This window comes from Microbacterium sp. MRS-1, from assembly GCF_000585455.1.
Classification (GTDB): Bacteria; Actinomycetota; Actinomycetes; order Actinomycetales; family Microbacteriaceae; genus Microbacterium; species Microbacterium laevaniformans.
In genome coordinates this window covers 1-15,206 of sequence record NZ_JAUF01000041.1, presented here as the reverse complement: position 1 = coordinate 15,206, position 15,206 = coordinate 1, and the positions used below count along the sequence as shown (strand labels likewise).

The 15,206-nt window shown below is 69.6% G+C and carries 15 protein-coding genes and 1 tRNA gene; 11 read left to right on the top strand and 5 right to left on the bottom strand.

From position 1 onward, the window contains the following. The first annotated feature begins 27 nt into the window (after positions 1 to 27). The 3 genes from AS96_RS08660 to AS96_RS08650 are packed head-to-tail and all read left to right on the top strand — an operon-like array spanning position 28 to position 3,288. On the top strand, positions 28 to 1,431 hold the full coding sequence (locus tag AS96_RS08660) for an ABC transporter ATP-binding protein (protein WP_036288457.1): 1,404 nt from the start codon (positions 28 to 30) through the stop codon (positions 1,429 to 1,431). Then, positions 1,407 to 2,960: a hypothetical protein gene (locus AS96_RS08655; RefSeq protein WP_036288454.1), complete on the top strand. Its 1,554-nt coding sequence runs from the start codon at positions 1,407 to 1,409 to the stop codon at positions 2,958 to 2,960. The genes AS96_RS08660 and AS96_RS08655 overlap by 25 nt, the downstream gene beginning before the upstream one ends. Before the next feature lie 55 nt (positions 2,961 to 3,015). Further along, positions 3,016 to 3,288, top strand: a complete 273-nt coding sequence (locus AS96_RS08650; RefSeq protein ID WP_005055043.1) for a DUF3039 domain-containing protein — start codon at positions 3,016 to 3,018, stop codon at positions 3,286 to 3,288. A 10-nt stretch (positions 3,289 to 3,298) separates the two neighbouring features. Here AS96_RS08650 and AS96_RS08645 read toward each other — a convergent pair whose 3' ends face one another. Next, positions 3,299 to 4,633, bottom strand: coding sequence for a nicotinate phosphoribosyltransferase (locus tag AS96_RS08645; protein WP_036288451.1), 1,335 nt, complete (start codon positions 4,631 to 4,633; stop codon positions 3,299 to 3,301). Positions 4,634 to 4,699: 66 nt separating this feature from the next. On the opposite strand from AS96_RS08645, the gene murI reads away from it, so the two are divergent. From murI to AS96_RS08625, 4 genes are all read left to right on the top strand, one after another. Beyond that, complete coding sequence (gene murI / locus AS96_RS08640; RefSeq protein WP_036288448.1) at positions 4,700 to 5,536, top strand: glutamate racemase; 837 nt, start codon at positions 4,700 to 4,702, stop codon at positions 5,534 to 5,536. Continuing rightward, entirely contained in the window at positions 5,533 to 6,270 is a 738-nt protein-coding gene (gene rph, locus AS96_RS08635) for a ribonuclease PH (protein ID WP_036288445.1), read from the top strand. Before murI ends, rph begins: the two co-directional genes overlap by 4 nt. Beyond that, the gene (gene rdgB, locus AS96_RS08630) at positions 6,267 to 6,911 is read left to right on the top strand and encodes an RdgB/HAM1 family non-canonical purine NTP pyrophosphatase (RefSeq protein WP_051498810.1); all 645 of its coding nucleotides are present in this window, start codon (positions 6,267 to 6,269) and stop codon (positions 6,909 to 6,911) included. The genes rph and rdgB overlap by 4 nt, the downstream gene beginning before the upstream one ends. A gap of 66 nt (positions 6,912 to 6,977) precedes the next feature. After that, positions 6,978 to 7,895 (top strand): cation diffusion facilitator family transporter, encoded by a 918-nt coding sequence (locus AS96_RS08625; protein WP_036288442.1) that lies wholly within the window; start codon positions 6,978 to 6,980, stop codon positions 7,893 to 7,895. An 863-nt stretch (positions 7,896 to 8,758) separates the two neighbouring features. On the opposite strand, the gene AS96_RS08615 is transcribed toward AS96_RS08625, so the two are convergent. Continuing rightward, positions 8,759 to 11,191 carry an ATP-dependent DNA ligase gene (locus AS96_RS08615; RefSeq protein ID WP_036288439.1) on the bottom strand — a complete coding sequence of 811 codons (2,433 nt, stop codon included), beginning with the start codon at positions 11,189 to 11,191 and terminating at the stop codon, positions 8,759 to 8,761. A gap of 59 nt (positions 11,192 to 11,250) precedes the next feature. On the opposite strand from AS96_RS08615, the gene ku reads away from it, so the two are divergent. After that, entirely contained in the window at positions 11,251 to 12,099 is an 849-nt protein-coding gene (ku, locus tag AS96_RS08610) for a non-homologous end joining protein Ku (protein ID WP_036288436.1), read from the top strand. Position 12,100: 1 nt separating this feature from the next. Here ku and AS96_RS08605 read toward each other — a convergent pair whose 3' ends face one another. Next, positions 12,101 to 12,826 carry a DedA family protein gene (locus tag AS96_RS08605; protein ID WP_036288433.1) on the bottom strand — a complete coding sequence of 242 codons (726 nt, stop codon included), beginning with the start codon at positions 12,824 to 12,826 and terminating at the stop codon, positions 12,101 to 12,103. A gap of 160 nt (positions 12,827 to 12,986) precedes the next feature. On the opposite strand from AS96_RS08605, the gene AS96_RS08600 reads away from it, so the two are divergent. After that, complete coding sequence (locus AS96_RS08600; RefSeq protein WP_036288430.1) at positions 12,987 to 13,178, top strand: Arc family DNA-binding protein; 192 nt, start codon at positions 12,987 to 12,989, stop codon at positions 13,176 to 13,178. After that, on the top strand, positions 13,175 to 13,867 hold the full coding sequence (locus tag AS96_RS08595; protein ID WP_036288428.1) for a hypothetical protein: 693 nt from the start codon (positions 13,175 to 13,177) through the stop codon (positions 13,865 to 13,867). Before AS96_RS08600 ends, AS96_RS08595 begins: the two co-directional genes overlap by 4 nt. 35 nt (positions 13,868 to 13,902) lie before the next feature. Here AS96_RS08595 and AS96_RS08590 read toward each other — a convergent pair. Continuing rightward, positions 13,903 to 13,984 (bottom strand) — tRNA-Leu (locus AS96_RS08590). Positions 13,985 to 13,996: 12 nt separating this feature from the next. After that, positions 13,997 to 14,824, bottom strand: a complete 828-nt coding sequence (locus tag AS96_RS08585; protein WP_036288425.1) for a formate/nitrite transporter family protein — start codon at positions 14,822 to 14,824, stop codon at positions 13,997 to 13,999. A gap of 170 nt (positions 14,825 to 14,994) precedes the next feature. On the opposite strand from AS96_RS08585, the gene AS96_RS08580 reads away from it, so the two are divergent. Continuing rightward, positions 14,995 to 15,177 carry a hypothetical protein gene (locus AS96_RS08580; protein ID WP_036288422.1) on the top strand — a complete coding sequence of 61 codons (183 nt, stop codon included), beginning with the start codon at positions 14,995 to 14,997 and terminating at the stop codon, positions 15,175 to 15,177. Positions 15,178 to 15,206: the final 29 nt, after the last annotated feature.

Genomic DNA, 15,206 nt, shown 5'->3' with positions numbered 1-15,206 from the left:
GTCGAACCGGCTTGCTAGGTTTGACGGGTGAGCGCCCCCCATCCGACCCCCGCGGAAGACGACGGCGTGCACGATCTGCCGCCGCTGCCGTCGGTGCCCGCTGCCGAGGCGGCAGCTCAGCTCGATCGCCGCGAGGACGAACCGGCGGCGGCGCCTGCGGCGCCCCGACCGCGTCGTCCCGCGGCACAGCGCGGTGCCCCGCGCGTACCGCGGCCACGCAAGCCCAAGGCCACGCTCCCGCCGCCCCCCGACGTGCCGCCGGAGGTGGCTGCCGCACGATTCGAGGCGGCCCCGCCGCCACCGCCGTCGTCCATCGACGCGGGAGCCGAGATCTCGGAGAGTCCCGACCTCGAACCGGCGCTGCCGGAGGCCACCGCTGAGGGTGAGGTCGAGCCCGAGGCAGAGGCAGAGGCAGAGGCCGAGGTCGAGCCCGAGGTCGTGATCGAGGCTGAGCCCGAGGCAGAGGCCGAGCCCGTGATCGAGCCCGATCAGACCGTTGCGGACGACGCTCAGGTCGCGCCCGAGGGTGCCCTCGAGGTCGAATCCGTCGCGGACGACGTTCCCGACCCGGACGAGGCGGTATCCGCGCTCGCGGAGATGCTGGCGGTGACGGGACCGGCCTCGACGGCGGACACCGATGAGTCCGTCGACGACGCCGGCGCGAACGTGCAGATCGAAGCGGTGCGTCTGAGCGGGGTCACGAAGACATTCGGCGCGACCGTCGCGGTCGACGCGATCGACCTCCGGATCGCCGCCGGTACGTTCTACGGGATCGTGGGGCCCAACGGGGCGGGCAAGACGACGACGCTGTCGATGATCGCGGGTCTGCTCCGCCCCGACAGCGGCGAGATTCGCATCGCAGGTGTCGACCTGGCATCCGCGCCGCGTCAGGCGAAGCAGAAGATGGGCATCCTCCCCGATCGGCTGCGCACCTTCGACCGGCTGACCGGTCGACAGCTGCTCCACTATTACGGCGTGCTGCGAGGGCTGCGGTCGGCGGTCGTGGAGAGTCGCACGGCCGAGCTGGCGCGGGCGTTCGATCTCACCGATGCCCTGTCCCGACCGGTGTCGGACTATTCCGCCGGCATGACGAAGAAGATCATGCTCGCCGGCGCGATGATCCACTCGCCGCGCGTTCTGGTGCTGGACGAACCGTTCGAGTCGGTCGACCCGGTCTCGTCCGCGGTCGTCCTCGACATCCTGTCCGCCTACGTCGCGCACGGCGGCACGGTGGTGCTCTCCAGTCACGGGATGGAGCTCGTGGAGCGCGTCTGCTCCGGACTTGCAGTGATCGTCGGAGGCCGCGTGCTCGCCGAGGGGACCGTCGACGAGGTGCGAGGGGAGCTCACCCTCGAGCAGCGCTTCATCGAGCTGTCCGGCGGCATCAGCGACGCGGAGGGGCTCGAGTGGTTGCACACGTTCTCCGACTGAGGCTCGACCTCCTCGTCGGCGCCCTGCGCGCAGACCGACGCCAGATCGTGCGCACACTCGTGGGTGTCGCTGTGGTCGCGCTCGTCGTGGGCGCCGTGTGCGTCGCCGCATGGCGGCTGCGCTCGTCATCGGAGGACGCGGCATTCGCGGTGACGATGGTCGCGGCATCCGCTCTCACCCTCGGATTCTTCGTCACGGCCCTGGTGGGGGGCGTGGACGATCAGCTCGACCCGCGGCGATTCTCCGTCGTCGGAGCGTCGCCTCGCGCGACGGCCGGAGCGACGCTGCTGGCGAGCATGATCAGTGTGCCGGCGCTCGCCCTGATCGTCGTCGCGGTGGCGTTGAGTGCGCTGTGGGCCGATCGTGGCGCTGCGGCGTGGGTGTGCATCGTCTCCGCCGTCCTCGGCGTGCTCACATGCCTGCTGCTCGCGAAGATCGGCCTGGCCCTCGCGAGCATGGTGCGCGATCATCGCTCCAGAGAGCTGACGGGGGTGTTCCTCATCGCCCTGATCGTGGTCGTCGTTCCTGTTGTGGTCTTCCTCGCATCCCTGCAGTGGACCGACGGCGTACCGTCCGCTCTGGTCGCGGCCGTCGACCTGCTCGCGCTCACGCCTCTGGGCGCAGCGTGGGCGCTTCCCGAACGCGCGCTGAGCGGCGGCGCCGCTGCCCCCGCCGTGATCGCGGTCCTGTCGGTCGCGGTGCTTGCGGCGCTGTGGTTCTGGCTCGTCGACCGGCTGATGACGACGACGGAGCGCCCGGGGGCCGCACGTCAGCGACGCGGGCTCGGCTGGTTCGATCTGACCGGCGGGACGGCTGCCGGCGGTATCGCTGCGCGCAGCATCATCTACTGGTTCCGCGATCCGCGATATCTGGTCAACATGATCATCGTGCCGATCGCGGCAGCCCTGACGATCGTCCCGCTTCTGCTGGTCGGCGTGCCGTCCGAGTTCGTGGTGCTGCTGCCGGCACCGCTGATCGCGCTCTTCTTGGGCTGGTTGCCGCACAACGACCTCGCCTACGACTCCACGGCCTTGTGGATGCACATCGCGGGCGCTGTGCGCGGCGCGGCCGATCGGGCCGGACGTCTCGTGCCGATCACGGTCGTCGGCGCGGTCCTGCTGGCGGTGGCCGTGCCGGTGACGATCTCCCTGCACGGGCGTTGGGCGATGCTCCCGGCGATGGCGGGCGTATGCGCCAGCCTGTTCCTGGCCGGGCTCGGATTGTCCTCCCTCACCTCTGTCATCGCTCCCTACGCCGTCTCCCGACCCGGCGACAGCCCGTTCCAGCAGCCGCAGCGCACCGGCGGTGGACTCTCGCAGGCGGTGGTCATGTTCGGTGCGGTGCTCCTCAGCGTTCCGGCGTTGTGGTGGGCCTGGCTCGCGTTGTCGGTGGACGAGAGCTGGGCGTGGACCGCGCTGTGGGGCGGTGCGGGGATCGGCGCGGTGGCGCTTTTGATCGGGATCTTCGCCGGCGGGGCCGTGTTCGACCGCACGGGCGAGCGTCTGATGGAGTTCGCCGAGTCGACGTGACCCTCTGTGAACGAACCGTCCCGGGGGCGCCCGACCGCCGATAGAATCGGTCACCATGAGCCCCCTCGACAGCCCCGACGCACCCGGTGACGGCGGCGTCGCCACCCTTGATCGCGAGCTCGAAGAGCTTCTGCGCGAGGAGAACATCGAGCCCGGCGACCACGAGCGGTTCTCGCACTACGTGAAGAAGGACAAGATCCTCGAGTCCGCGCTCACGGGCAAGCCGGTACGCGCGCTGTGCGGCAAGAAGTGGACTCCCGGTCGCGACCCGGAGAAGTTTCCGGTGTGCCCCACGTGCAAGGAGATCTACGAGTCGCTCATGAGCTGACCCGTCCCGCTCACGCGTCGATGTAGACCGTGGGCAAAGCCGGGTCGGACCGGCTCAGTGCGAGCCCTGTGACGGGAAGCTCTTCGCGAACGAGCGCGTGATGCTCCCTCGCGCGAGCGACGCCCTCGGCCCCCTCGAATGCGGGGTCGGGCTCACCGGCTTCGACGAGCGCCACCTGCAGGGCGCGCGCCTCGGGATGATCCGCGGTCGTCTGCATCTGCTCGAACCCGTCGGAGACGGCGATGAGCTCGCTCGTCGCGGTACCGCGGGACAGGGTGCGGAACGCGGCCTTGCGGCCGCCCTTGGACCCCTTGTCGGTCGAGGTCTTGGCCACTGCGACCCAACCACCCGCGGCATCCTGCCGAGCGACGAGTTTGTAGACCATCCCTGCCGTCGGCGCGCCGGAACCGGTCACCACCGACGTCCCGACGCCGTAAGCATCGACAGGGGATGCCGCGAGCGCTGCGAGGGCGAACTCGTCGAGGTCGCTCGTCACCGTGATGCGCGTTCCGGTCGCGCCGAGCTCGTCCAGCTGCGCGCGCACCTCCGCGGCGACGGTGGGCAGGTCGCCGGAGTCGATGCGCACCCCGCCCAGGCCCGTGCCGGCGACGCGAATCGCGGTCTCGACGCCGCGGCGGATGTCGTAGGTGTCGATGAGCAGCGTCGTGTCGGTGCCGTGTGCCGCGATCTGGCTGCGGAAGGCGTCCTCTTCGCTGTCGTGCAGCAGAGTCCACGCGTGGGCGGCGGTTCCCATCGTCGGGATGCCCCACTCCCGCCCTGCCTGCAGGTTGCTCGTCGCACCGAACCCGGCGATGTAAGCGGCGCGCGCGGCCGCGACGGCGGAACGCTCTCCGGCGCGGCGGGAGCCCATCTCGGCGAGGGGACGGTCCCCGGCGGCGATGCTCATGCGTGCGGCGGCGTTGGCCACCGCGGAGTCGTGGTTGAGGATGCTGAGGGCCAGCGTCTCGAGCACGACCGCCTCGGCGAAGGAGCCCTCGACGGTGAGTACCGGCGATCCCGGAAAGTACAGCTCGCCTTCGCGGTAGCCGCGGATGCTCCCGGTGAAACGGTAGTTCTCCAGATAGCGCAGGGTCTCGGCTCCGACGACGCGGTTGTCGCGGAGGTAGCGCAGCTCGTCGTCCCCGAACCGGAACGCCCGCAACTCCTGCAACAGCCGTCCGGTGCCGGCGACCACGCCGAAGCGGCGCGCTCCCGGCAGGCGCCGTCCGAACAGCTCGAACACGCAGCGGCGGGCCGCTGTCCCGTCCCGCAGGGCCGCATCGATCATGGTCAGCTCGTAGCGATCGGTGAGGAGGGCGGACGACGGGGCCTCGGCGCGGGTCATGCCGTCACTCTAGCGACGGCGCTGGTGACGTCGCCGTCAGTGCAGCGGCGGGTAGGGTGGAGAACCGTGAATGACGCACCGATCGGGATCTTCGACTCCGGTGTGGGTGGACTCACGGTGGCGCGCGCGGTCTCGCAGTTGCTGCCGCGCGAGTCGGTGCTGTACATCGGCGACACCGCGCATTCGCCCTACGGCCCCAAGCCGATCGCGGATGTCCGCCGCTACAGCCTCGAGGTGCTCGACACCCTCCTGGATCAGGGCGTGAAGATGCTGGTGATCGCCTGCAACACGGCATCCGCGGCGGTGCTGCGCGACGCGCGGGAGCGCTACGACGTGCCCGTCGTCGAGGTGATCGGGCCGGCGGTGCGGACGGCGATCTCCACCACGCGCAACCGCCGTGTGGGCGTCATCGGCACGGTCGGCACGATCGGCTCGGGCGTCTACCAGGACATGCTCGGCGTCAACGAGGATCTGTCGGTGTTCACACAGGCGTGCCCGCGGTTCGTCGAGTTCGTCGAGGCGGGTGTGACCGGGTCAGCGGAAGTGCTCACCGTCGCCGAGGAGTACCTCGCGCCGCTGCGCCACGCCGGAGTGGACACCCTGGTGCTCGGCTGCACGCACTACCCCTTCCTGGAGGGCGCCATCAGCTACGTGATGGGGCCGGACGTCTCGCTCGTCTCGAGCGACACCGAGACCGCCAAGGACGTCTACCGCCAGCTCGTCTCGCGTGACCTGCTGGCCGGGCCGGATGCCGTGGCCACCCATGTCTACGAAGCGACCGGCGACTCCGCCGACGACTTCATCCGTCTCGCCGATCGGCTGATGGGCCGCGGCGTGTCCAGCGTGCGCCTGGTGCAGACCGGCGCCATCGACCTCCCGCACCCCTGGAAGGGGACCCCATGACTGATTCCACCACCCGCGCCGACGGCCGCACCCCCGATCAGCTGCGTCCCGTCACCATCGAACGCGGCTGGTCCGCGCACGCCGAAGGCTCGGCGCTGATCTCCTTCGGCGGCACGAAGGTGCTGTGCACGGCATCCTTCACCGGCGGTGTGCCGCGATGGCTCACCGGCAAGGGCAAGGGGTGGGTGACCGCGGAGTACGCGATGCTGCCGCGTGCGACGAACTCACGCAACGACCGGGAAGCCGTCAAGGGCAAGATCGGCGGACGCACCCACGAGATCTCGCGCCTGATCGGGCGCGCGCTGCGCGCCGTCGTCGACACCAAGGCGCTGGGCGAGAACACGATCGTCATCGACTGCGACGTGCTGCAGGCCGATGGCGGCACCCGCACCGCCGCCATCACGGGCGCCTACGTCGCCCTCGCCGACGCGATCGAGTGGGGGCGGGCCAAGGGGCTGGTCGGCAAGAACGCCAAGGTGCTGCTCGACTCGGTCGCGGCGGTGTCGGTGGGCATCATCGACGGCGAGCCCATGCTCGACCTCGCCTACGTCGAAGACGTGCGCGCCGAGACGGACATGAACGTCGTGGTCACCGGGCACGGCCTGTTCGTCGAGGTGCAGGGGACGGCGGAAGGTGCGCCCTTCGACAAGCGCGAACTCGATGCTCTGCTCGAACTGGGCGTGGCGGGTTGCGCCGATCTGCGCGACGCGCAGATCGAGGTGCTCGCGTCGTGATCGGTGTTGCGAACTCCTCCGCGGCGGGCGACGGCGTCCGCCGCATCGTGCTGGCGACCCACAATCCGCACAAGGTGGAGGAGTTCGGTGCGATCGTCGCGCGCGTGCGCCCCGACCTCGAGGTGATCGGTTATGACGGCCCCGAGCCCGTCGAGGACGGCGTGACCTTCGCGGCGAACGCCCTCATCAAGGCGCGAGCCGCCGCGGCGCACACCGGGTTGCCGGCGCTCGCGGACGACTCCGGCGTGTGCGTGGACGTGCTCGGCGGTGCCCCCGGTGTGTTCTCCGCGTACTGGGCCGGGCACCGCAAGGACGCGCGGGCCAACCGGGAGCTGTTGCTCGATCAGCTCTCCGACATCGCCGACCCGCATCGCACCGCTCAGTTCGTCTCGACCATCGCTCTGGTCGTTCCGGGGCCAGGCGGTGTCTTCCGTGAGGAAACGGTGGAAGGCGTCTGGCCGGGAAGACTCGCGACCGCTCCGTCGGGTACGGGCGGGTTCGGCTACGACCCGATCTTCCTGCCCGACGACCAGGGCGGGCGATCGGCCGCTGACCTGTCGCCGGCGGAGAAGAACGCCGCATCGCACCGGGCTCGCGCCTTCGTCGCGCTGGCTCCGCTGCTGAGCACGCTGGAGCGATAACCGCTTTCATTCCCGACTAGGCGAAAGCTGCCGCGTGAAGGCTGAGCGCGGCCTAGCCTCGTTCCTATGCACGATCACGCACCGACCGGCATCCGTGGCGCGAGCAATCGCCGCCTGCTCACGATCTCGCTCTGTCTCACCGCAACCGTCATGCTGGTGCAGGTCGTCGGCGCCCTCCTGACCGGGTCGCTCGCTTTGCTGGCCGACGCGGCGCACATGTTCACGGACTCGTCCGCACTCGTGGTCGCACTGATCGCCTCGACCGTGGCCGCGCGTCCTGCGAACGACCGCAACACCTACGGCTACCAGCGCGCCGAGGTGTTCGGCGCGCTGGTCAACGCGGTGATCCTGATCGCGCTGATGGTGTGGATCGCCGTCGAGGCGGTGCAGCGACTGCTCGCTCCGTCGGAGGTCGAGGTGGCCGGAGCGCTGATGCTGCTCATCGCCGCCGTCGGCCTCGTCGCCAACGCCGTGTCGATGTACCTTCTCAGCGCCGCGCAGCGCCGCAGCATCAACGTGCGCGGCGCGTACATCGAGGTGCTCGGAGATCTCATCGGCTCGGCGCTGGTGATCGTCGCCGCCGTCGTCATCTGGACGACGGGATGGATGCCGGCCGACGCGCTGGCGTCGCTGCTCATCGCGGTGATGATCCTGCCACGCGCGATCGGACTGCTGCGCGAGGTGTTCTCGGTGCTGGGCGAGCGCGCGCCGCGGGGGACCGAGGTCGCGGAGATCCGCGATCACATCCTCGGCGAGGACGGCGTCGTCGACGTGCACGACGTGCACGTGTGGCAGCTCACCCGGGGTGCTCCGGTCTTCACCGCGCACGTCGTCGTCAGCGACGATCTGCTCGCCGGGGGATCGCCGGGAACGGGCGCGCTGCTGTCCCGTCTGCAGGGGTGCCTGTCCCGACACTTCGACGTGGAGCACTCGACCTTCCAGTTCGAGCCCGCCGGTCATCGGGAGCACGAGGCGCACGTCTGACACGCGCAACGGCTGCCAGCGACGCATCGCGTCGTCGATGTGTCACGATGCAGAGCATGGATGCCGCCACACGCGAGGAGTTCGCGACGCTGCGCCGACGCGCGTACGGGCCGGATGCCGACATCGACGACGACCCGGCGGCGCTCGCGCGGCTTCGCGAACTCGAGCAGCGTCAGGACCGCGGTTTTGCCGCCGAGCAGTCGGCACGGATGGCGGAGGCCGAGCGCCTGTTCGGACCGCCGGTGCCGCGACCGGAGAGTGCCGTGCCGGAGACGCCTGCGCCCGCCGGGGACGCGGCCGCTGTCGGCGTTGCTGAGCCGCACGGGGCCGGGCAGCACTATCGCTCGTCGCCGACCCCTCCGCCGATCGGCCGTGCGCTGCTCATCGGGTGGGCTGCGTCGATCGTGGTCGTCGCGATCGTCGTGGGCGCGCTCGTGTTCGCACTGGCGTCGCTGCGACCGGTGTCGGCGGTCACCGGTGCCCGTCAGGTCGCGAGCCTGGACCAGCCGACGGCGGACGTGCCGATGGTGCTGCCGTGGGCGCGCAACGGCGACCGGGGCACCACCTACAGCTTCGTTGGTCTGCTCATCGTCGTGTCCTCCGGCGAGAACCGTGGTTTCGAGGGGGAGTGCGTCACCGTGCTCCAAGACGTGCCGGACGTCGCGGGCTCCCAGATCGGCAACAGCGCGTGCAGCGCGAGCCCCTTTCACCCGGCGGTGTCCATCCACGTCGACCGCGGCAGCCCGGAAGAACTGACGGCAGCCTTCCCCGTCGGCACGGTGATTCAGTTTGAGTGGGACGGCACCGCCGTCGCTGTCTTCGCCGCGGACCCGTCTGCGCCGACCAGCGCGCCGGCGTGGAGGTTACTGCTCGCGACGAACGTCCATCGGCTGCTTGTCGGTGCGGAGCCCTCGCCACCGGGCGTGACGGAGTGTGCCGTTCGGAGTGAACTCCGCGAACTCGACCTCGCCGACCAGCTCCGGGTGTAGCCAGAGAGCGTCCGTGGCGTCGGCCGCAGGGACACCCACGAAGGGGTTGGCGTCGGTGCGCAGCGGCTGCAGCCGGCTCTCCAGGCGGGCGAGCTCGCGGTCGGTGAACCCCGAGCCCACGCGGCCGACATAGCGCAGGCCCCCGGCATCCGGGATGCCGAGCAGCAACGATCCGATGCCGCCGCGTCGTTCGCCCTTTCCGGGACGAATGCCGCCGATCACGACCTCCTGCGTCGCCGTCAGCTTGACCTTGAGCCATCGTTCGGAGCGGATGCCGCGTCGATATGGCGACTGCGGATCCTTCACGACGACACCTTCCAACCGCAGGTCGGCGGCAGCCGTCAACGCGTCGGCGATGTCATCGGTGACGGGCGGCACGACGAGCGGCGATGCGGCGTCTGCGGTCACCGACTCGAGCAGTTCTCGTCTTTCGCGGAGGGGTCGCTCTGCGATGTCGTCGTCGCCGATGCGCAGCAGGTCGAAGACGAAGTAGTGCACGGGCGTGGCGGTGGCTTCGCGGGCGATGTCGCGGGCGCCGGCCAGATGCATCCGCGACTGCAGTCGCGTGAAGCTCGGGTGCCCGGCGGCATCGAGCGCGACGATCTCGCCGTCGAACACGGCGGGCAGCGCGCCGAGCCCGAGGTCTGCGGCGGTGAGCTCGGGATAGCGCTCGGTGATGTCGACGCCGCTGCGTGCACGCAGCCGCATCCGCTCGCCATCCCATGTCGCGACGGCCCGGATGCCGTCCCACTTGAACTCGACCCACGGGAGGCCGCCCCAGCGTCGGGCCGCGGAGGTGGCCAGCGCGGGTGTCGACGACACGGCGAGCATCGGCGCCGCGCTGTCGCGAGACGAGCGAGACGGCATGCGCTGACCGGCGCGGGCAGCGGCCACGGCGCCCGTCGCCGCGTCCTTCCCCGCCGGCTTCGTGCGGTGCAGCAGCCACTGCGACTTCTCGTCGGCGCCCGACGTGCGGATCAGGGCGAGGCGCACGCGTCCGAGCGGTCCGCCGGGACGGCCGGTGAGGGTCGCGATGACCTCGTCATCCCGCCATTTCTCCACGGTGAAGGTGCCGGAATCCCACACGGTCATGGCACCCGCCCCGTACTCGCCTGCGGGAATCTCGCCGGCGAACGTCAGGTACTCGATCGGGTGCGGTTCGGTCATCACCGCCAGGTGGTTGCGGTCGGGAGAATCGGGGATGCCGCGAGGCACCGCCCAGCTCACGAGCACGCCGTCGCGCTCGAGCCTGAGGTCCCAATGCAGCCGCGACGCGTGGTGCTCCTGTATCACGAACCGCCAAGTTCGCGCCGAGCCGCCATGATTCGGCGCGTCAGAACGTGGCGGCTCGGCGGAAGAATGGCGGCTCGGCGGGAAGGGTTCGGGCGTGGCGGAGGGGGTGCGCTTGGCCACGTACGCGGCGAGCGGATCGGGGGCGGCGGGGGCGAGGGGGGCGAGCAGGTCGCCGTCGACCGCGACGCGCGCGAGCACCTCGTCCAGGACGAGATGGCGCAACTCGGGGTCGTCGAGCTCGGCCCAGGTGCGCGGAGCCGCGACGGTCGGTTGGGCGCGCCCGCGGAGCGAATACGGGGCGATGGTGGTCTTCGCCGCGTTGTTCTGCGACCAGTCGACGAACACCTTGCCGGGACGGGCGGCCTTGCTCATCGCGCTGACGACGAGATCGGGATCGTCCGCTTCCAGGGCGCGTGCCAGTTCGCGGGCGAACGCCGAGATCTCGTCGCTGGATCGAGTCGTGTCCAGCGAGGCATACAGGTGAATACCCTTGGATCCGCTCGTCACCGGCGACGGCTCCATGCCCATGTCCGACAGGATGCCGCGGGCCCGTCGTGCCACCTCCGCGCATTCGGCGAGCCCGACGCCGGGGCCCGGGTCGAGGTCGAGCACGAGGCGGTCGGGGTATCTGCGCCCGCCGTGGTCGAAGCGCCACTGCGGCGTGTGGAGTTCGAGGCTCGCGACCTGCGCGAGGTAGACGAGTCCGGCGACGTCGGCGACCAGAGGGTAGTCCTTCGCTCCGCCGGAATGGTCGATCGGGTGTCGCGGCATCCAATCGGGCGCGCCGGCTTCGAGGTCTTTCGCGAAGAAGGGCGCCTCGCCCGTGCCCTCCGGCCAGCGCAGCCGCGTCACCGGCCTGCCGGCCAGGTGCGGCAGCATCACGGGAGCGATGCGCGAGTAGTAGTCGATCACCTCGGCCTTGGTGGTGCCGGTGGCAGGATAGAGCACTTTGTCGAGGTTGCTCAGACGCAGGCGACGCCCGCCGACGTCGACCACCTGCGCTGACTGTGCCATGGCGCCAGGCTAGCGTCCAGCCCCTGGCGTCGGCCGCCGCGAGCCGGTTGGATGGCCCCATGAGAGCGATCTGGAAGGGCGCGTTGACGTTCGGCCTCGTCAACGTGCCGGTGAAGGTGTACTCGGCGATCGAGGACCACGACGTGCCGCTGCACCAGGTGCACGCGGCCGACGGCGGGCGCATCCGGTATCAGCGCATCTGCGAGCTCGACGGCGAGGTCGTGCCCTACGCCGACATCGACAAGGCATACGACGACGGCGAGCGCACCGTGGTGCTCACGGCGGAGGACCTCGCCGCACTGCCGTCAGAGCGCAGCCGCGAGATCGAGGTGGTCGAGTTCGTCCCCAGCGACCAGATCGATCTGCCGACGCTCGACCGGCCGTACTATCTCGAGCCCGACTCGTCGTCGCCCAAAGCGTACGTGCTGCTGCGCAAGACCCTGGAGCGGACCGATCGGACAGCCGTCGCGCGCTTCTCGCTGCGCCAGAAGACGAGACTGGCTGCTCTGAGGGTCCGCGGCGACGTGCTGGTGCTGCAGACCCTGTTGTGGGCCGACGAGGTGCGGCAAGCCTCATTCGCCGCCCTCGATGAGCCGGTCAAGATCTCCGACAAGGAGTTGGAGCTGTCGGCATCCCTCGTGGAGAGCTTCTCGGCCGACTTCGATCCCGCCCAGTTCGTCGACGAGTATCAGCAGGAGCTCCGCACCCTCATCGACGCCAAGCTCGAGAAGGGTGACGCCCTTGACACGTCCGAGACCTTCGGTGAGAAGGGCGAGAAGGATGCCGGCGGTGAGGTCATCGATCTGATGGCGGCCCTCAAGGCCAGCGTGGAGCGCAGCCGAGCGGCGCGGGCGGAGAAAGAGAAGGTGGCCTCGCCCAAGAAGGGCAAGGCCACCAAAGCGTCCTGAGTCAGACGGCGGGCGCGTCGTCCTCGAGCGGCTCGACGGTCTCGGGGGTGAGCCCGGCCGCCTTCTCCTTCTTCACGCTGCGGCGCTCGGAGAAATAGTGCCAGATCGTGACGAGGGCGGTGCCGCCGACGACGGCGAGCAGGATGAGGTCGATGTAGTTCTCGACGAACGTGGCCACCGGCGGGATGAACCCGATGAGGTAACCGAACATCGTCAGGCCGAAGCCCCAGAGGATCGCGCCGATGAGGTTGTAGAGCGAATATTTGCGCCACGGCATGTGGCCGACGCCCGCCGCGACGGGCGCGAAGGTGCGCACGATCGGAACGAAGCGGGCCAGGATGACCGTGAGGCCGCCGTAGCGCTCGAAGAACGCGTTGGTGCGCTCGACGTTCTTGCGGCTGAACAGACCCGATTCCTTGCGTTCGAACACGGCCGGTCCGCCCTTGTGACCGATGAAGTAGCCCACTTCGCCGCCGATGAACGCGGAGAGTCCGATCAGCAGCGCCACCCACCAGACGCTGATGCCGAAGATCCCGTGCGGCGTCGTCGCGGTGGCGTGCGACAGCAGGCCGGAGATGACGAGCAGCGTGTCGCCCGGAAGAAGGAACCCGATGAGCAGACCGGTCTCGGCGAAGACGATGAAGCACACCACCAGCAGAGCCCACGGGCCCGCGTTCTGGATGATGGCCGCAGGATCGAGCCAGGGGATGAGGGCGAGAGCGTGCACAGACTTCCCGTCGGTAGATCGGCGGTGGAGGGGCCCGCTCCGAGAGGTGAGCGGTCGCGGTCAGTCTACCGGGGCGGTTCCCGAGTGATTGCGGTGAATCGGCTGATCAAACCGGGCGCGGATCGTTGAGCGGTCGTGGCTAGATTGCTAGCATACTGTCATGCCCCTCGACCCTATCGCCAGTCGCGCCGACAAGGCGCAGTTCAACGTCTATTTGCCACGTGCGCTCATCACGCAGGTCAAACACCGGGCAATCGATGAAGGGCTGAGCCTCAGCAGCTTCGTCGAGCGGGTGCTGCAGGCCTCTCTCGACACTCCATCCTCGACCCGTCAGAAGGGGGATCTCTCATGATCGTCAGTCGTCCCGTGCAGTACACCTCCGACGTTGCCGGATACCGGCGCCTGTTCGCGGCGCTGGGGCTGGTCGCTCTCGTGGAGGAGGCGGACTGGTCGGTCTACGCGGCGGGAGACGGGCGCGTCGCGCTGCACCGCGTGGAGCCGGGTGACCCGCTGGACGGCCTCGCCGCGTTGGGCTTCGAGTCCGACGACCTGGATGCCGCGGCCAACGCCTTCGGTGATGCGGCCCGGTGCTTCGTTGCGGACAACGGCGCATCGGGCGTCGCGATCGCCGGCGAGCTCGAGCTCGTGGTGCTCGAGCTCGCCCCGGGGGAGCGGCACGGAACGCAGGGCTTGCGCGCGCTCGGCCTGTGGGTGAGTGCGCATGTGGATGCCGCGGCATCCGTGCTGGAGCGTCTGGGACTGCGCGCCGAGGTGCGCAGCGACACCGGCCGGTGGGTGCAGCTCGTGGCGGATGCCGGGCTTGCGGCCGTGCACGCCGGCGATGTGCCTGCGGCGCAGGTGTCGTTCGAGTACGAGGGTGATGTGGACGAGCTGGCCGCGCGGGTGCGCGCGGAGGGAGTGGACGCGCACGTCGTGGACGAGTCGTATGGGCGGACGCTTCTGATCCCGCGACCGGAGGGCGGCGAGCCGATCTGGATCAATGAACGCCAAAGCGACCTTTACGGCTACACCGCGCTCTGATCGGGCGTCGGTGCGCCCCTCCGTCCATGCTTCTGTGCGGAAGGTGGGACTTGAACCCACACGCCCGAAGGCACAGGAACCTAAATCCTGCGTGTCTGCCGATTTCACCACTCCCGCGCAACGGCCAGTCTATCCGGCGGCCTCGACCGTCTCGGGAGTGCGGGCGTCGGTGAGCGCCGTGACGCGCGGGCGACCGCCCACGATCCAGTAGCCGAGTCCGACGACGATGCCGCCGCCGACGAGGTTGCCGAGGCCCACCCACAGCATGTTGTTCGCGAACAGGCCCCACGTGAAGTGGGGGTCGCCGCTGAACAGGCCGATGCCGTAGGTGGTCATGTTCGCCACGACGTGTTCGAAGCCCGAGCTGATGAAGGCAAGGATCGCGGCGAAGATCAGCAGGATCTTGGCGACGTCGGAGCGCACGCGCGCGCACATCCAGATCGCGAGGCACACGAGCACGTTGCAGAGGATGCCGCGCACGAACAGCTGCAGCGGTGCTTCTTCCGCCTTGGCGGCGAGCATGTCGGCGAGCATCTTGCCGGCGGGAGCGTTGGCGTGCAGCACGCCCGAGGCCACGATCAGCCCGGCGAAGATGAGAGCACCGACGAGGTTGGCGACGAAGGTCGCGAGCATCGTGCCGATCGCACGCCACCAGCCCACCGCGCCCATGAGCGCCCCCTGGGGGAGGATCATCATCGCGCTCGTGAGCAGGTCGGCGCCGGCGAAGACGACGAGTGTGAGGGCGACGCCGAAGACGAGTCCCGACACGAGCTTCGCGAGCCCGTCTCCCGCGGCCAGGAGCGGCCCGGCGGTCGCGACCATCAGCACGACACCGATGCCGATGTAGGCGCCGGCGAGCATGCCGGAGACGGCGAAGCGGCCGGGGGAGCGCACTCCCTCGGCCTTGTGAACCGCGGCATCGGCCTGTACCTGCAGGGTCTCGGGAATCGTGAGCACGACGGCAGTCTACGAAGAGTGGTCGGACCACATCGGGCGGTTGGGCGGTGGAAAATCGAGCACTGAGATGTGAACGGGTAGGTTCGCAACGGAGCGTGCAGCGCCTCTCGCGCCGACAGCAGTGCACCTTCCTCGTGTGTCGACCAGCCAGCCCAGAGAGATGAGTATCGATGATGATGCAGGACAAGCATGAGGGCCGGCCTGGCTGGTTCGCCACCATCGCGCGGCCCGGCCCGCACCTCTTCGCCACAGCCCTCACGTTCGGAATGATCGTGATGGGGGTGGGGCTGAGCATCGCGGTTCCGGATGCCGCTCCCGCTGTCGCGCGTCAGACTTTGTGGCAGGACCATTGATTGAGTCCTGAGCGGAGAGTTCGACATGG

Excerpts from the sequence above, each read along its gene's own strand:
- AS96_RS08650 (WP_005055043.1), top strand. The coding sequence starts at position 3,016 with ATGAGCCCCCTCGACAGCCCCGACGCACCCGGTGACGGCGGCGTCGCC.
- AS96_RS08645 (WP_036288451.1), bottom strand. The coding sequence starts at position 4,633 with ATGACCCGCGCCGAGGCCCCGTCGTCCGCCCTCCTCACCGATCGCTAC.
- rph (WP_036288445.1), top strand. The coding sequence starts at position 5,533 with ATGACTGATTCCACCACCCGCGCCGACGGCCGCACCCCCGATCAGCTG.
- AS96_RS08625 (WP_036288442.1), top strand. The coding sequence starts at position 6,978 with ATGCACGATCACGCACCGACCGGCATCCGTGGCGCGAGCAATCGCCGC.
- AS96_RS08615 (WP_036288439.1), bottom strand. The coding sequence starts at position 11,191 with ATGGCACAGTCAGCGCAGGTGGTCGACGTCGGCGGGCGTCGCCTGCGT.
- ku (WP_036288436.1), top strand. The coding sequence starts at position 11,251 with ATGAGAGCGATCTGGAAGGGCGCGTTGACGTTCGGCCTCGTCAACGTG.
- AS96_RS08600 (WP_036288430.1), top strand. The coding sequence starts at position 12,987 with ATGCCCCTCGACCCTATCGCCAGTCGCGCCGACAAGGCGCAGTTCAAC.
- AS96_RS08595 (WP_036288428.1), top strand. The coding sequence starts at position 13,175 with ATGATCGTCAGTCGTCCCGTGCAGTACACCTCCGACGTTGCCGGATAC.
- AS96_RS08580 (WP_036288422.1), top strand. The coding sequence starts at position 14,995 with ATGATGATGCAGGACAAGCATGAGGGCCGGCCTGGCTGGTTCGCCACC.